Origin of the sequence: Arcobacter lacus, from assembly GCF_003063295.1 — a bacterium.
Classification (GTDB): Bacteria; Campylobacterota; Campylobacteria; order Campylobacterales; family Arcobacteraceae; genus Aliarcobacter; species Aliarcobacter lacus.
The window spans coordinates 138,356-154,771 of sequence record NZ_MUXF01000019.1; the positions used below are offsets into that span (position 1 = coordinate 138,356).

Annotated in this window: 13 protein-coding genes; all 13 read right to left on the minus strand. The window is 27.1% G+C overall.

Annotated elements, in window-relative coordinates:
- Nucleotides 1–85: 85 nt before the first annotated feature.
- A complete protein-coding gene (locus B0175_RS09460) occupies nt 86–2,458 on the minus strand; it encodes a TonB-dependent siderophore receptor (protein WP_108528330.1) in 2,373 nt (790 codons plus the stop codon).
- Nucleotides 2,459–2,553: 95 nt separating this feature from the next.
- Nucleotides 2,554–3,516 carry a FecR family protein gene (locus B0175_RS09465; RefSeq protein ID WP_108528331.1) on the minus strand — a complete coding sequence of 321 codons (963 nt, stop codon included), beginning with the start codon at nt 3,514–3,516 and terminating at the stop codon, nt 2,554–2,556.
- A 3-nt stretch (nt 3,517–3,519) separates the two neighbouring features.
- Entirely contained in the window at nt 3,520–3,996 is a 477-nt protein-coding gene (locus B0175_RS09470; RefSeq protein WP_108528332.1) for an RNA polymerase sigma factor, read from the minus strand.
- Nucleotides 3,997–4,076: 80 nt separating this feature from the next.
- Nucleotides 4,077–5,609: a Kae1-like domain-containing protein gene (locus B0175_RS09475; RefSeq protein ID WP_108528333.1), complete on the minus strand. Its 1,533-nt coding sequence runs from the start codon at nt 5,607–5,609 to the stop codon at nt 4,077–4,079.
- Complete coding sequence (locus tag B0175_RS09480) at nt 5,593–6,183, minus strand: HyaD/HybD family hydrogenase maturation endopeptidase (RefSeq protein WP_108528334.1); 591 nt, start codon at nt 6,181–6,183, stop codon at nt 5,593–5,595. Before B0175_RS09480 ends, B0175_RS09475 begins: the two co-directional genes overlap by 17 nt.
- 86 nt (nt 6,184–6,269) lie before the next feature.
- The gene (locus B0175_RS09485) at nt 6,270–6,974 is read right to left on the minus strand and encodes a cytochrome b/b6 domain-containing protein (protein WP_108528583.1); all 705 of its coding nucleotides are present in this window, start codon (nt 6,972–6,974) and stop codon (nt 6,270–6,272) included.
- Nucleotide 6,975: 1 nt separating this feature from the next.
- Entirely contained in the window at nt 6,976–8,718 is a 1,743-nt protein-coding gene (locus B0175_RS09490) for a nickel-dependent hydrogenase large subunit (RefSeq protein WP_108528335.1), read from the minus strand.
- Nucleotides 8,718–9,953, minus strand: a complete 1,236-nt coding sequence (locus tag B0175_RS09495; RefSeq protein ID WP_108528336.1) for a hydrogenase small subunit — start codon at nt 9,951–9,953, stop codon at nt 8,718–8,720. Before B0175_RS09495 ends, B0175_RS09490 begins: the two co-directional genes overlap by 1 nt.
- 235 nt (nt 9,954–10,188) lie before the next feature.
- Nucleotides 10,189–11,538: a nickel-dependent hydrogenase large subunit gene (locus B0175_RS09500; protein WP_108528337.1), complete on the minus strand. Its 1,350-nt coding sequence runs from the start codon at nt 11,536–11,538 to the stop codon at nt 10,189–10,191.
- 2 nt (nt 11,539–11,540) lie between these two features.
- Nucleotides 11,541–12,434 (minus strand): NADH-quinone oxidoreductase subunit B family protein, encoded by an 894-nt coding sequence (locus tag B0175_RS09505; RefSeq protein ID WP_108528338.1) that lies wholly within the window; start codon nt 12,432–12,434, stop codon nt 11,541–11,543.
- Nucleotides 12,424–13,017 carry a TetR/AcrR family transcriptional regulator gene (locus B0175_RS09510; protein WP_108528339.1) on the minus strand — a complete coding sequence of 198 codons (594 nt, stop codon included), beginning with the start codon at nt 13,015–13,017 and terminating at the stop codon, nt 12,424–12,426. The genes B0175_RS09505 and B0175_RS09510 overlap by 11 nt, the downstream gene beginning before the upstream one ends.
- 78 nt (nt 13,018–13,095) lie before the next feature.
- Nucleotides 13,096–15,621, minus strand: a complete 2,526-nt coding sequence (locus tag B0175_RS09515) for an ABC transporter substrate-binding protein (RefSeq protein WP_108528340.1) — start codon at nt 15,619–15,621, stop codon at nt 13,096–13,098.
- Entirely contained in the window at nt 15,618–16,316 is a 699-nt protein-coding gene (locus B0175_RS09520; protein WP_108528341.1) for a response regulator transcription factor, read from the minus strand. The genes B0175_RS09515 and B0175_RS09520 overlap by 4 nt, the downstream gene beginning before the upstream one ends.
- Between the last annotated feature and the right edge of the window lie 100 nt (nt 16,317–16,416).

Sequence of the window (16,416 nt, forward strand, 5' to 3'; positions counted from 1 at the left end):
TAGATAAGACTAATCATAATTGCATATAAAATAAGAAACAAATATCAAAAATAAAGATATAAAGGAAAAAATCTTCCTTTATATTTTAGAATTTCATATTCATAGATAATAAAAATGTTCTAGGAGAACCTACAACATTTCCACCAGTTGCCCAACCTACTGATTGATAATATTCTTCATCAAATAAATTATATACGTTTAATAAAACATCAAGATTTTTACTATATTGATACTTTGTATTAACTCCAACTGTATAATATCCGCTTTGTTTTATCTTATCAAAGTCATTTGATTTTATATCATTTTGAGCATATATATTCGCTCCAACAGTCCATTTATTTGAATCAACTGGCAATTTATAAGTAGTTGAAAGTTTAAATTGCTGTTTTGGTAAAGTTAAATCAAAATTTTTACCTATATTACTTTTATTTACATCTTTTGTATATTCTGTTTCTACATAAGTATATCCTGCAACTAATTGCCAACTATCAGTAATTGCTCCACTAATTTCTGTTTCAAAACCTTTACTTTCAACTTCTCCTGATGCTCTTTTACAAAATCCACCAGTAGTTCCAGGGCAAGGATTTGGTCCAGTTAAATCATCAGTTGCTCTATTTTGCTGTTTTATCAGAAATGTTGATAGATTTGCATTTAATGCCCCATCAAAATACTCACCTTTTATACCAGCTTCATAATTTGTTCCAGTAATTGGTTCTAATAAATTTCCACTTTTATCTATACTATTTTGTGGTTGAAAGATTTCTGTCCAACTTGTATAAATAGAGTGATTATCATCTAAATCATAAACTATTCCAGCATAAGGAACAACTTCTGCTGTTGCTTTATATGTAGTATTTGTTCCCAAATTTTCATTTTCATACCAACTCAGTCTTGTTCCTAAAATAAGATTTAATGAGTCAGCTAAATTTAAACGAGTAGCTAAATATGTGCCCTTTTGTGTAATTTCTCTATGCAATGGCCATTTAGTCATATCAATATTTGGTTTTGATACAATAGAAGAGTTCCAATTATATGGATCAACTAAAGGACCATTAGTTGTCCAAGCATAATCAGCCCAACCTCCCCAGTTTTTATTTTCAAATTTTCTATAATCAGCACCAAGCATTAATTCATGATTTCTTCCAAATAAAGAGTATGGTCCACTTAATGATACATCATAAGAGTCTTGTTTATTATCAAGTTTATATCTTTGAGTATTTTGATATAACTCTCCAGAAATTCTACTAAATGCTGAAAACATTATATCTTGTTCTGGTCTTTTCCAATTTCCTGCTAGTTTTGCTTTCCAGTCATTATTAAAGTTATATTCAAGTTGTGAAAAAACTGTTTTATCTGTTTGTTTCCAATAATCAAAGTCATTTGATAGATTTGTTTTTCTACTTACATCTAAGAAACTTCCATCTTCATTTGTTGGTAATCTGTTATATCCACCTGTATTGTCAACTTCTCTATAATGAAAACCAATTGTAGCCATAAGATTATCAGTTATATCAGCTTCTACAACACCATAAAATTGATAATTTTTTTGTTCAGCATTATCATAAAACATATCTGAATCTTGAGCTGTTATAACAGTTCTTGCTCTTATAGTTTTATCTTCATTTAAAGCTCCACCAACGTCAAAAGTTCCTCTAAAGTTATCATAACTACCATAACTTATACTAGCATTTCCTTTTGTCTCTTTTGTTGGTTTTTTTCTAACTAAATTTACAGTAGCTGATGGTGTTCCTGTACCTGTAGTTAGTCCTGTTGCTCCCCTTACTACTTCAACTCTATCATAAATATCTAAAGAATCATTGTCTGCATTAAAAGTTGAATTTGCTCCCGTACTTATAGGTACACCATCTAACATAATATTTGATATTTCAAATCCTCTGGCACTAAAATTCCCAGAATCACCTACTAAATAACCTTTGTCTATAGAAATACCTGTAACATTTCTCATGGCATCATCAAGTGTTGTATAACCAAAATCTTCTATTTGTTGTCTAGTCATAACACTAACTGATTGTGGAGTATCTCTTTGTGACATATTTAGTTTTGTTGCTGTATTCATTCTCTCAGTAGTATATGAACCTGTACCTTCTGTTGTATTTAATGAAACTTCATTAATTGAAATAGATTCTAAAACAGTACCTTGACCTTTTGTTACTTTTTGTTTGATAATAATTGTATTATTTTCAATAGTTGCTTCAAGTCCTGTATCTTCCAAAGCCTTATCAAGTGCATTTTTAGTACCTTCAATATTTTGTATTTTTGAAGATGTTTTGCCTTTTAGAAGTTTTCCATTTACTAAATATGGCATATTTGATTTACTTGCTATTTGTTTGATAGCATCCTCAAGATTTTGTTTTTCTAAGTTAAAGCTATCTTGTCCATATAAACTTAAAGATAAAGCTAAACTTAGAGCGATTTTTGAGTAAGTTGTACTTTTCATAGTCTTCCTTTCATATTATTAATTATGAGAATTAGTTTCTCTGTATAATAAGACGATTGAACTATCAAAAAGTGGATATGTTTTTATAAGAAATTTTAAAATTTCTTATAAATATATGTAAAATCTTCTTTTTTATCAACTTTTAAAGGATATATTTTTGTCAAAGCAAATAAAAACTTATCCATATCATCTATAGGAAAAGAGCCACTAACAGAATACTTTTGAGCCTCTTTTTGAATAACTATATTTACATCTTTATATTTTTTAAATTCATTTATAGCTTTTTCCAAAGAATCATCTTGAAAAAACAAAACGCCATCTTTCCAAGAAGCAATAGTTTTTATATCTATATCTTTTAATCTAACTTTACTATTTTGTTTATCAAATGAGATATGTTTTCCTTCTGTAAGAATTGCTAACTCTTTTATCTCATCATTTTTATTTTGTTCAACTTTTACTTTTCCTCTTATCACATCTACATCTATTTTATCTTTTTCATTTTTTACTTCAAAGTTTGTACCTAAAACTTCTACTTTTATCATATTTGCATTTACAATAAAAGGTTTATCTGGATTCTTTGCTACATCAAAAAGAGCTTTTCCAAAACTCAAATTTACTTCTCTTTTATCTTTGTAGTATTTGATATCCAACTTTGTTTTTGCATCTACCACTACTTTTGAACCATCAGGTAAAACTATATCTTTTATCTCTTTATCTGTTACAAAAGTATGTTTTATACCAAAATTTAGGTATTCATTTACTGTAAATAAACTTGCTCCAATTAGGAGAAGAATCGAAGCTGCTATTTTAAAAATTTTTGCTTTTTTGAAACTTTTTTCACTTTTGATTTCTTGATGAACCTCTTGTGAGATTTTATCTTTTATATTTTTTGATAAAGAAGAGTATAAAAGCTGTAATCTTTCTACTTTTTCAAAAGCTTTTTTATGTTCTATATTTTCATTTATCCAAGTATTAAACTCTAGTTCTTGACTTTTTGTAAAGCCATCTTTTTTACAGGTAAAAAAATAAGCCGCTTTTTCTTGTATATTTTCATTCATTTTTTAATTCCACTCTTTTTCTTCTATATACTCTGTAAGCTTTGTCGTTGCAGCTATAACATATTTTTGTACAGTATTTAAACTAAGATTTAAAATTTTTGCAATTTGTTTTTTATCATATCCATCAAAAATATGTAAAACAAAAACTTGTTTTAGATGTTTTGGTAAAGTTTCTAAAGCTTCTATTAATAACTCTTCTTTGATATTTTCTAAAACAATTTCATCTGGTTGCTCTTCAATAGAACAAAAATGATTTTCTTCTTTGTATTCGATAAATTCTTTATTTTTTACTTTTTTTGAATAATCAAAAGTCAGATTTCTAGCAACTTTATATAAAAAAGCTCTTTCATTTTCTATCTTTATCTCTTTTTGTTTTTCTAAAGTTCTTGCATAAGTTTCTTGTACTATTTCTAAAGCTTGTTCTTTGTCTTTTGTCATTTTTTGAACATACGAGACTAATTCATCATAATATTTCAACATTTATGTTTCTTTGTTATTTTTGATAAATATTATCAAAACTAGTTTTAAGTTTTACTTATTAAAACTAGTTTCAAAATGAATTAGTAGTCTAGAGGATACTCTTTTGGAAGAATGATATTATAATTTTTACTCAAAGTTTTAAGTGTTTTTGACAACAAAATAGAATTTGCAAACATATTTCCACATAAAACAATATCTTTTGCTTTTATCTCTTTTGCAATTTCATCTGAATAATTACAGATAAATTCACTCAAACTCTCATAAAATGAATATGCTAAAGTTTGGTTATCAACATTTGCCATTTTATAAGACATAATTGATTGAACTATTCTTCTATAATCTAAAACATTTAATTTATTAACTTTTATAAGTTTCATATCTATTTGAATACCACTTTTTAGGTTTGTATCAAGTGCTAAATCTTCAAACTCTTTTGCACTATTTAAACCTAAAACTTTTGCACAAATATTTACAATAGATTCAAAACCTTTTGCATTTGTAGGTACAATCGCTGATACAACTTCAGGATATTTTCTAATAAAATTAGTAATCAATCTTGAACAATGTTCATCAATAGCTGAAATTTCATCAAAACAATTTGTAATACTATTTCTAATATTTGGAATAACAATAACTTCTTTTTGTCCTTTTGTAGGAATATTTAAACTAATCGAACTACTTTTAGTAGTTGAAGAAAAATATACTCCAACGCTAGGTTCTAATCTTTTTGCACTTTGAGCTAAAGTTGCTTTGTAAACTCCACCAAATTCATTAAAATACTCTTTTGAAGAGTTAAACTTTTTTCTTGAAACAAAATCATATTTAGGGAAAAGTCCTTTATTTCCTGAGATGATAATATTTTGTTCTTTATTATAAGTAACTCTTAATCCATCTTGGTAAACATCATCATTTACATATAAAATATAGTTAAAACCATTTTCTTTTAATGCTTTTGCAAATAAAACTGTCTCTTTATCATCTGGAATTTTTGCATAAATAAATTTTGTTGAACTAAACTCTTTATTTGCATTTTTTAAAAGTTTAAATTTTAGTTTTATTAGTGGTCTTTCAATAGAACATAAAAGTTGAAAATCTCTCATATTCAAATCAAAAAGTTCATCAAGTTTTGTTACATCAGTTATTAAAAGTTTTACTTGATAACCTTTGTTTTCAAACTCTTCTCTTATTGTTTTATTTGGTAAAAACAGTTTTTTTAAACCATTATGAGTTTCAAATCTTGATATTCCACCACTTTTGATTTTTTCTATATCATTTAAAAAATCTATTTTATTTTCTCTTATTATTTTTACTATTGAATCATTTGTAAGTAAAGTAAGATTTTGTTTGATATTAAAATTTTCTATTTCTTCCAAAGTTTCATCATAACTATCAACTACATAAGAGTTTGATATAAAAATCGACATTGGAAGCTTTTTTTCTAAAAGAAGGAAAAAACTCTCTATATTTTTTTCATCTTCATCAAAAATAATTAGAATAAAATCTTTATACTGTTTACATGAAGCATTTATTTTTACTTCACTTATTAAAGTTTCTATTATATATTTAAAATATAAGTTTGTAGTATTGAACTCTATTTTATAAATTAATTGCATGCGTGAAATCTTCCTCATTTGGAATTCTGTTTAAATGTTCGCCATTATAGCTACCTATTATATTTTTTACAATATCTTTTATAGCTATATTTTTGATTTTTTTTGATTTTATTCCCAAAGATTCAATTTCTTTTATAATATTTAAAACATATTCTTCAAATTTTTCTTCCATTTTTTCTGTAAGACCTATCTCTACACTTATTATATCTTCAGGGATTATTCCCATAATTGTAACGTTTGCATGAGAGTCTAAAACAGAAACTATCTCCAACATTTCAACTATTTCAACTTCATGAGCTGTTTTTCTATAATTTCCAAGTCCTAAAAGAACTTCACTTGGTAGTCTATAGATACTTCCAGCTGTATCTTCAATCGAAACTGTGTCTAAAATAATAACATTATCATACTCTTGAAAATATGCCATTAATTTAAAACCTAAAGTACCACCATCGATTATTTCCAAATTCTCATCATCAAATTCATAATTCTGTCTTATATATTCACTGGCATAAATTCCTATACCCTCATCTTTAAAGAGCATATTTCCTACACCAACAACAATATTTTTTTTCATAAACACACCCTTTTAAAAACTCTCTTATAAATCAACTTTGAAAACTTATAAAAAAGTTTTAAAATTAGGCAAAGCCTAATTTTAAACTATTTTTCTTCTTTTTTATCTTCTTCTTTTACGTATTTGTAACCACCAAATACGATTGCAATATCACTTTCCTGCCAGAAGATTGTTCTCCAGATTTGATAATAAATATGACACATTACCCAAACTAAGATTAAATACATAGATGTATGATGAGCAATTCTAACTCCCATATTTCCACCAAACACATGAAGAGTCCAATCTGTTGCAAAGTGTAACATCCAAGGCCACCAAGCTCCAATAGAACTCTCCCCTGATGCTAATCCATGAACATATAATTGAAGTCCTGTAAATAACATAAATACTAATAGTAAGTGAAAAACTGTAAAAAACATAATATTATAACTATCACTATGTTCTGAACTAAATTTTTTTCTTCTATTAAATGTAATTAAGTTAAAGAAAACTTCACAGAATTCAATAAAATTCTTTTTTGTAGGAAGTATCTTTTTGTATGGTTTTTCAAATCTTGAAAATAGATATAAATAACCAATTAAAATTGCTGTAACATCAAAAATAATTGCAGCAATAAAATGTCCCCATCTATTCCATGCCATCACGTACTTGTCTACTGCTGGGTCAGCTATAAAGCTTTGATAATATGGATGACCTATATATAAACCAGTTATGACTGCAACAAGCATACAAATCGCATTCCCCCAGTGAATCGTTCGCATGATTGGAGTCATTCTCTCAACCTTTTTCATTTTAGGCACGGCTTGTTCCTCCAATTGGATCTACTTTATAAACACCTAATTCTTTGCCATTTGTATCAATAATATGTACCGCACAAGCAATACAAGGGTCAAAACTATGAATAGTTCTTAAAATTTCTAGTGGTTGATCTGGATTTGCTACTTTTGTACCAATTAATGCTGATTCATAAGCACCAAGTCTTCCTTTATAATCTCTTGGAGCAGCATTCCAAGTTGAAGGAACAACAGCTTGATAATTAGCTACTTTTCCATCTTTAATTTTTACCCAATGTCCTAAACCTCCTCTTGGAGCTTCAGCCATACCAAATCCTTGAGTATCTTTTGAAACATTGTCAAAATTAAATTCTGTCCAAGTTGATAAATCTCCATGAGCAACATTTGAAGCTAACTCATCAACCCATTCCATCATAACATCAGCCATAAGTTCAGTTTCAATTGCTCTTGCTGCTGTTCTTCCAACTGTTGAGAATAGAACTTGAACTGGTAAGTTTCCATTTTTTAAGAATGTTGTTACATATTTAGAGATTCTTTCATCTTTAGAAGCAACACCAACTATCATTCTTGCAAGTGGTCCAACTTCCATTCTTTCATCATCATAAAGTGGTGATTTAATCCAAGAATATTTATTATCTGTATCTAAATATGCAATATTATTCTCTTTTTTTCCAAACCCTGTATAATTTGGTTTTGTTACTCCATCAAATGGGTGAAGATTTGTATTTCCTTCATACCAAGCATGAGTTACATCTTCAGTTATTTTTGTTTGGTCAATTTCAAAAACTTTTGATAAATCTCTATTTTTTACAATTCCTGAAGGGAAAAGTTTAGCTGATTCATAAAATGGAGTATCATCAAGTCTAAAATCACCATAAGACATATAGTTTCCTATACCTCCTCCAATTCCTTCTAAAGCTTCACCAGCATACATTGTTCCTGCCATATAAACATCACTTAAATATGCTTCTTTTGTAAACTTTCTTCCTTTTTTAAGGATTTGTTTAAATTCAGCAATTCTTGCAGGATTTTTAATATCTTGAACACATGTAACTCCACCAACAACAAAAGATTGTGGATGTGGATTTTTACCACCAAAAATAGCCATCATTTTTGCTAAATCTCTTTGTAATTCAAGTGCATCTAAATAGTGAGAAAGTCCTATTAAGTTTTGTTCAGGAGTTAGTTTAAATCCTTTACTTCCCCAATAAGCATTTCCAAAAACTCCAAGTCTTCCTTGTTTTACATATTTTGTAACTCTTTCTTGAACTTGAGCATATACATCTTCACTTGCATTCCAAGCTCTTTGACCTGAAACACTTGCCCATTTTTGAGCTTCAGCAACAGTTGCTTTTGGATCTGCTTTAAGTGCTTCAGTAATATCAACCCAGTCAAGTGCATGTAAATGATAGAAGTGAACAATATGGTCATGTAAATATAAAGCACCTTGAATAAGGTTTCTTACTAATCTTGCATTTTTTGGAATTGTGATTTTAAACGCGTGTTCAACTGCTTCAATACTTCTTTGATAGTGAGTTCCTGTACAAACTCCACAAATTCTCATAGCCAATAATCCACAGTCTCTTGGATCTCTTCCTTTTAAAATCTCTTCAATACCTCTGAACATAGTAGAAGAAGAATAAGCATCAGTTACAACATTGTTTTCATCTATTATTGCTTCAATTCTAAGATGTCCCTCAATTCTTGTAATTGGATCTATTACTAAATGTTTTTTTGTCATTATTTTTCTTCTCCTTCATTTGATTTTTTACCTGCTACAACTGATGCTACTGCATGAACTCCAATACCAACAGCAGTTGCTGTTAATAATCCAAGTCCAAATTCATCAACTGTTTTTTCAACTCCACCAGTAGGTGCTTTAATTTTCGCATTTGCCATTGGTCTTTCATAAGCATATTTGTCCCAGAAGTCTGGTTCAGAACATCCAATACATCCTCTTCCAACACCAACTGGCCAGTTTGTACCTTCGTTATATCTAATAATTGAACAGTTATTAAATGTCATTGGTCCTTTACAACCAACTTTATATAAACACCAGTTGTTTTTAGCACCTTCATCTCCCCACTCTTCAACAAACTCTCCAGCATCAAAGTGAGCTCTTCTTTCACAGTTATCATGAATTCTATATCCAAATGCAAATTTAGGTCTTAATAAAGAATCAAGTTCAGGAACTTGACCAGTTAAAACATAATGAAGCACAACTCCAACCATATTTGCTGGGTTTGCAGGACAGGCAGGAATATTAATAACAGGTTTTCCTTTTACTAAATCCATAACTCCAACTGCACCAGTTGGATTTGGAGCAGCTGCTGGAACTCCTCCAAAAGTAGCACATGTTCCGACTGCAACAACAGCAGCTGCATCTTTTGACATTCTCATTAAATGTTCATGGAAAGTCTCTCCCATAGCACCAATTGTTCCATATTGACCATTCATAGCCATAGGAATTGCACCTTCAACAAAAAGTAAATATTTACCTTTAAAATGTTCAACAGCTTCTTCAAGTTGTTTATCAGCATCATGTCCTGCTGCTGCTTGAAGTGTTTCATGGAATTCTAAACTTAATACATCAAACAATAAATCATCAACTGTTGGAGCACTACTTCTTAAAAGTGCTTCAGAGTTTCCAGCACAGTCTTGTAACTCAATCCAAATAACTGGAACTCTATTCATAAGTTCAGTTGCTTCTGCAACAAGTGGAGCAAACATAGGAGGAAGCATAAGTGTAGCAGTTGTAGCACTAACCCACTTCATAAAATCTCTTCTATTTACACCTTCACTCTCAATAACATCCATCATATCGATATCTTTAAGTGGTTCTTGCTCTCTTAAAGCTTTTAATCGTTGTTTTGTTTTTTCAAATAAAGAGTTGTAATAAACTTCACCTTTATTTGTTTCAACTCTACCTGATTTTTGGGTAAAAACTTTCTTTACCATATCTATTGAGTCATTCATTCTCTTATTCCTTAAATAAATATTCATTCACTATTTGTAAATTATCAACTAAGAACTTAAGGTTAACTTAATTATTTTTCATAAAAAGTAGCAGAAAAGTAGCATTAATTTTTTCATAAGTTTATATCTATGATTTTTTAGGATTTAAAAGAGTGTCTTGTTCTATTTTTATATAAGAGTCAAGTGAATTAAGTTTTTTTTAACTTTGTTACAAATATACACTTTTTTTTGTATTTTAGTGAGTTGTACACACAGAACACACATCAAAACTTCTAAGAATTATTTTTGCAATATCTATTGATGATGTTCCAATAATTGCATTTTGTGCAATTCCTTTTTCTTTCTTATTTTGAGGACCCAAATTCCAAACAGTTGGAGTAATAACATCATAAAATTTTATTTTTCCTTTTTCAATATCAATTTTATGGTATAAAGAGCCTCTTGTAGCCTCAACAACAGCAGTTGCTTCTGCTTTATCTACCTTATTTAAAGAAATTTTAGGTTTTATAAAAGAAGCCTCTTTTATATTAACTCTTGATATAAGATTTTTTGTATCTTCAAGTAAAAAAGCTAATTCATCAATCCTTGCTACAACTCTAGTAAATACACTATCATCAAAGTTTTTATGAATATCTTTCATAAATTTTCTATTTGATATTATAGCTCTTGCAAGTGGTCCTGTTTCAAAAAAAGAATCATTATAAGTAACACTTTTACTCCAAGTATGTTTTTGAGTATTATCTCCACTTAAACTAAAAGTAAAATCATTATTTTCCAAAACTTTTGATAAATCAATTTTATTTACTAATTTTGACCTAAATTTTCCTTTTTTAAATATATTGGTATTTCCCAATGATATAAATTTGTTATAAGATTTACCAAAATTTTGTAAATTGTACTTAAATGATAAATCTTTAAAAAGTTTTAAGTCTCCACCTATTTTTTCAAAATTATCAAAACTTCCAAATGAAAGATAATCATCCAAAGGGATACTAACAATATTATCTTCAAAAAAATTTATTGCAATTTGAAGGTAATTTTGCATATTTACTAAATCCATTTTAGTTGGATCACTCATTACACCACCAGGAAGCATATATGAACTGTGAGGCCATTGTCCAGCAATAATTGCTAAAGCTTTAATAGTTTCACTTGCAACTTTACAAGCTTCCAGCCATTTTTTTCCTTTTAAAGGTTCATACACATTCAAATCATTTGTACTTAATTTAATAACATCTGGTAAAATAAACATATAAAACCATTTTATATGAGAATCAATTATTTCAATATTTAAACCTATTTGTCTTAAAAGTTTTGCTTTAGGAGTTATTTCCAACTTTTCATCTATATTTTCATAAGCTTTTTCTAAAACTTCAACAGCAGCATTTAAGTGAGCTTGTCCACAAATACCACAAATTCTAGGTGTGTAAACTAAAGCATCTAAAGGTGATTTATCTTCTAAAATATATTCAAATCCTCTAAAATTTAAAAAATCAATTCTTGAATCTATAATTATTCCATTTTTCCAAGAACAATTAAGTTTTGCTTCACCTTCAATTCTTTCAACTAAGTTTACTGTTTTCATGTTTATTCCATTAACTTTTTATGAAGTCTATCTATTTTAAAAGTTTTTGCAACTCCACTAATACTTAGATATGCTCTTTTTGAAATACCAATAGGTATATCTTGAGGAATTCCTATGTTTTTTTTAGTTTCTAACATATCTGCTCTTGGAAAATCATTTTCAGTACACCCAACACAAGGAACACCTGCTCTTGTTTTAGAACTAACTTCATTCCATAAAATTTTATTACAAGAACTGTGAGTCATAGGAGCACGACACCCTTGATTATAGAATAAACAGCCCTCTTTTTCTCCAAATTCACCTTCAACTTTCCATTCAAAATACTCATTTCTTGTACAACCATGATGAGCTAAAGTGCTATATAACTCTTTTGGTCTTCCAAGTTCATCTAAGGCTATTTTGTTATAAATTTTTAAAGTATTAAGTGTTTGAAATATCCATTCAGGATGAACTGGACAACCAGAAAGATTTATTATTTGATGTTTCATATTTGATAATTTTTTAATATCAAGAGCTGCTTGAACAGAACAAATATCTTCATTTTGAGTAAATTTTGCATGTATTCCACCAAAAGAAGCACAAGAACCAACACAAACAATATATTTTGCTTTAGAAGCAAGTTCTTTTAAAATATTTTTAGTAGAATTATCTGATATTGAAAAAATAAAATCATTAGAAGAAATAGAGCCTTCAACAAGCAAAAAATCTATCTCTTTTGATTCAGTTAAAATATCGTTTAAAGATTTATCAATTGTAAGACTTGGGTGGTAAATAAGATTAAAACTATTTAAAAAAAGTTCAAATTTAGCCGTATTTGAGCTTAAAAAAGAGTGTGTATTACCATTACAAGTAATGGCTTGAAACCAAACAATAGTTGGATTTTTTTCACTCTTCATATTTCAGTGCTCGATAGATATTATCAGCAACAGCATCTGAATAACTCAATATATCTTTATCAAGAACATTTTCACCACTTAAAAAAGCAAAACCGCCCAAACATCCCATAATCATAGCAAAAGCTGGGAAAAATTCTTGTTCTCTAAACTCTTTTTTTTGCGCACCATCATCAAGTAAAATCATAACTTCAGTTACAAATTCTCCAACACATAAAAATCCTTCACAACCTTGTTTAAATACTTCTCTATTTGATAAATAAACCCTTAAAAAATACTCAATTACTTCTGGTGATTTTTGAACATTTTCTAAATATTTTTGAACAAATAGATAAATCTTTTCTTTTGAAGAAATCTCTAAATTATTAATCTTTCTTAATTCATCAGCTAAAATATTTGTTGAATATTTTATTGCAAATTTTGCAAGTTCTTCTTTAGAAGTGAAATAATTATACATATTTCCAACACTCATTTGCATAGCTTTTGCAATATCAGGAATTGTTGTATTATAAAAACCTTTTTGAGAAAAAAGTTTTAATGCATTTTCAATGATAGAATTTTTTTTGTTTTCTTTAGTATTAGAAATGTGTTATCCTTTGGAAAAATTTTTCTACATATTAATACATTTATGATTAATAAAATATGAATTTATATAAATTTTATTCTATTTTTGTTTATCTAAGTATTTTTGTAAAACTATAACAAATGTTGTTCTTCCATTTTGACTTTCAACACTAATACTTCCTTTCATACTATCTTCAATAATCATTTTTGAAATATAAAGTCCCAATCCCGTTCCATTTGAATTTTTTTTTGTACTAAAATATTGATTAAAAATCTTACCTATAATTTCTTCTTTAATTCCACCTGCATTGTCTTCAATTTTAATGATAACTTTATTTTTTTCTTCATTAACATTTATAATAATGTTCTTATTTAAAGTATCATTATTTCTAAATGCATCTTTTGAATTATTTAAGATAGATAACATAACCTGTTTAAACTCATTAACATAATTTTCAATATAAATATTATTAACATTTTTCACAATACAAATATTATCTTGATTTAATGATTGTTGAATAATCTTTAATATCTCATCAATAATCAAATTAATATTAAACTCTTGAATTGTTTTTTCATTAGAATAAAATTTTCTAAAATCATTGATTGTTCTTGCCATATGGATAGTTAAACTTTCAATATTATCTAAATAAGTGTTTATTTCATTGTTTTTTACTTTCAAAGAACTGAGTTCTTCTTCTATTAAAAAAACATTACAGTTTAATTCATTTAAAGGTTGTTTCCATTGATGTGCAATATTTTCAATCATTTCTCCCATTGCAATTAATTTATTTTGATGAAATATCATGTTATCTTTCTGCTTAGATTTTTTTATTTCTAATTCTATTTCATTCTTTAACATTTTTGTAACTTTATATGAAATGTACTGTTTAAACAATAAATACAAAATAATAATTAAAACAATTGCAAAAAAGATTTTTATCCAAAGCAAGTCTTTTTCTTTTTCAATAATAGGAAGAAGATATTTATTCTTTATTCGTTTGTGCTCTTCAGAAGAAATAAGACTCAGTGATTTATTAAATATATCAACTAAAATTTTTTCATCTTCACGAACTGCAAATGAAAAATCCAATTTTTCATCCAATCGTGTAATGATTTTCAACTCTCCTGCATAGTTATTTTGTAAATAATCACTCATAACTGGCAAAGCATTGATATATCCATCAATTTTCTTTTGTTCTAGCAATTCAAATCCTTTAACATAATTTTGTATATCTACAAATTTTATATTTGAATATTTTGCTTTAATTTCATTACTGAGTTTTAGATTTTTACAAATTCCAACTATTTTATTTCCAAAATTCTCTAAATTAGAATGTTCCATGTCTTTTCGTCCAATCATTACTAAATCTGTAGAAAAGTATGAATTACTGTAAAATAAATTTTTTTGCTCCATAAAATTTGGTGTTGCTGTAGAAAGAATATCACACTGTTTATCATCTATAAACTCTAATGATTCTTGCCAACTACTTGTAGGTACTATAATAAACTTCTTACGAATTGACTTTGAAAGAATATCCATATACTCTTTACTAACTCCAATATGTTCTTGATTATAATCCAAACCTTCAAAAGGATACCATTTTGGATGAATACACACTTTTAAATATTTTTTATCATTTAAATAGTTAAACTCCTCTTTTGAAAAAAAAAGTTTAGAATGCTCATAGATAAATTCATCTAAATCTATATTACTTTGTTTGTCTACTAAATCTAAATTTTTAAAATCATCAATAATTAACTTAACTCTATTTTTATCAATTGAACCTATAGGATATAATTTGGGCATCATCAATTTTTCAATTTTTGTGGATTCATATATTAAAGATTCTTTACTTTTGTGTTGAGAATTATATTTTGACAAAATTAAATCTATAATTTCTTCTTTATGTGATAATGCATATTCCCAACCTTTAATACTTGCCTGTTTAAATCGTTCAATTCTATAAGGATGATCATTTAACTCCTTTTTTGATGTAAAAAGATTTAAATCATAATATTCAGCACCAAAAACAGTCGGATTTATTAAATTATAAGGATACTTAATTTTGTCAAGAAGAAAAGTCTCATTTGTTGTAAAAACAGTCATTGCATCAACTTTTTTATTAATAAAGTCTTCAATATTAAAAGTTGGCTTTACAGAAATAAAATCATTTGATTGGATATCAAATCTTTTAAAAATAATTAAAAACATTGAACTATTAATTTGATCAGATACACCCATAATCTTCTTACCTTTCAAATCATTTGGTGAAAAGATCTCTTTTTGTGTGACTAAAGCTAGTGGAGATTGTTTAAAAAAATTGGCGATAAAAACAGATGATTTATTATTAAGATGTTCACTAATTAAATTTGAATATGTCAATCCATACATATTTTCATTAGCAAGTACTTTTTTAATAATATTTATATCATTATCAAACTCAATAAATTCCACATCTAATCCTACATCTTTATAAAAGCCTTTTTCTTTTGCTGCATAAAAGCCTGCAAATTCAAATTGATGTTTCCATTGAAGTTGTAATTTAACTTTTTCCAAAGAATCACTTGCATGAACTTGAAAAAGTATTAATAAAAATATAATTATTATTTTTAAATTTTTCATTTTAAGTTAAACATAAATCCTTCACCATAAGAACTTTTTATTGTACTTGCGGGTAATTTTGAACGAAGATTTTTCACTAAAGTTTTTATTGAAGGTATACTAAAATTTTTATAACTATCTTCAGTCCAAATTCTATCATAAATCATTTCAAAAGGTATAATTTCATTTGGTTTGTTTATAAATAACTCCAAAAGCAAAGCCTCTTTTTTTGTCAATTTTATAATCTCTTTATTTTGTAATAAAATTTTTTTAGTAATATTCCAAGTAAATTCATTTAATTCATCTTTATAAAAAATAATCGTTTTATATAACTCATTTTCATAAAATGTTTCTATCTTATGAAACATACTTTTCAGACTATTTCTTGTCAAAGGTTTTTCTAAATACATAAAAACATCCAATCCAATAGCTTCAATTAAAGTCTCTTTATCATCCCTTGCTGTAAGAAGAATAATTTTAGTATTATTATCAAATTTACGTATTTTTTTAGTGAGTTCTAAACCATTTAATAAAGGTATATTAATATCTAATATCAATAAATCTGGTTTGTATTTTGTATATGTTTCTAAAGCTTTTATTCCATCTCTTGCAGTATAAACAACTTCAAACTTAGACTTAAAATATTTTTCATATAACAACAATGTATTTAATTCATCTTCAACATACAACAGTTTTAGATCACTTATATCATTCATAAAAAAAATCTCCTAATCTTTTTATTATAAATCATAATAAATTTTATTATATTTTATAATAAAAAGAGTTAAAAATATTTTACTTTATTATTTTTAACTA

Bases quoted from the DNA above. Each gene is read 5' to 3' on its own strand.
- B0175_RS09495 (WP_108528336.1), bottom strand. From the start codon at position 9,953: ATGAATGACTCAATAGATATGGTAAAGAAAGTTTTTACCCAAAAATCA.
- B0175_RS09485 (WP_108528583.1), bottom strand. From the start codon at position 6,974: ATGAAAAAGGTTGAGAGAATGACTCCAATCATGCGAACGATTCACTGG.
- B0175_RS09520 (WP_108528341.1), bottom strand. From the start codon at position 16,316: ATGAATGATATAAGTGATCTAAAACTGTTGTATGTTGAAGATGAATTA.
- B0175_RS09500 (WP_108528337.1), bottom strand. From the start codon at position 11,538: ATGAAAACAGTAAACTTAGTTGAAAGAATTGAAGGTGAAGCAAAACTT.
- B0175_RS09465 (WP_108528331.1), bottom strand. From the start codon at position 3,516: ATGAATGAAAATATACAAGAAAAAGCGGCTTATTTTTTTACCTGTAAA.
- B0175_RS09480 (WP_108528334.1), bottom strand. From the start codon at position 6,183: ATGAAAAAAAATATTGTTGTTGGTGTAGGAAATATGCTCTTTAAAGAT.
- B0175_RS09460 (WP_108528330.1), bottom strand. From the start codon at position 2,458: ATGAAAAGTACAACTTACTCAAAAATCGCTCTAAGTTTAGCTTTATCT.
- B0175_RS09505 (WP_108528338.1), bottom strand. From the start codon at position 12,434: ATGAAGAGTGAAAAAAATCCAACTATTGTTTGGTTTCAAGCCATTACT.
- B0175_RS09515 (WP_108528340.1), bottom strand. From the start codon at position 15,621: ATGAAAAATTTAAAAATAATAATTATATTTTTATTAATACTTTTTCAA.
- B0175_RS09470 (WP_108528332.1), bottom strand. From the start codon at position 3,996: ATGTTGAAATATTATGATGAATTAGTCTCGTATGTTCAAAAAATGACA.
- B0175_RS09475 (WP_108528333.1), bottom strand. From the start codon at position 5,609: ATGCAATTAATTTATAAAATAGAGTTCAATACTACAAACTTATATTTT.
- B0175_RS09490 (WP_108528335.1), bottom strand. From the start codon at position 8,718: ATGACAAAAAAACATTTAGTAATAGATCCAATTACAAGAATTGAGGGA.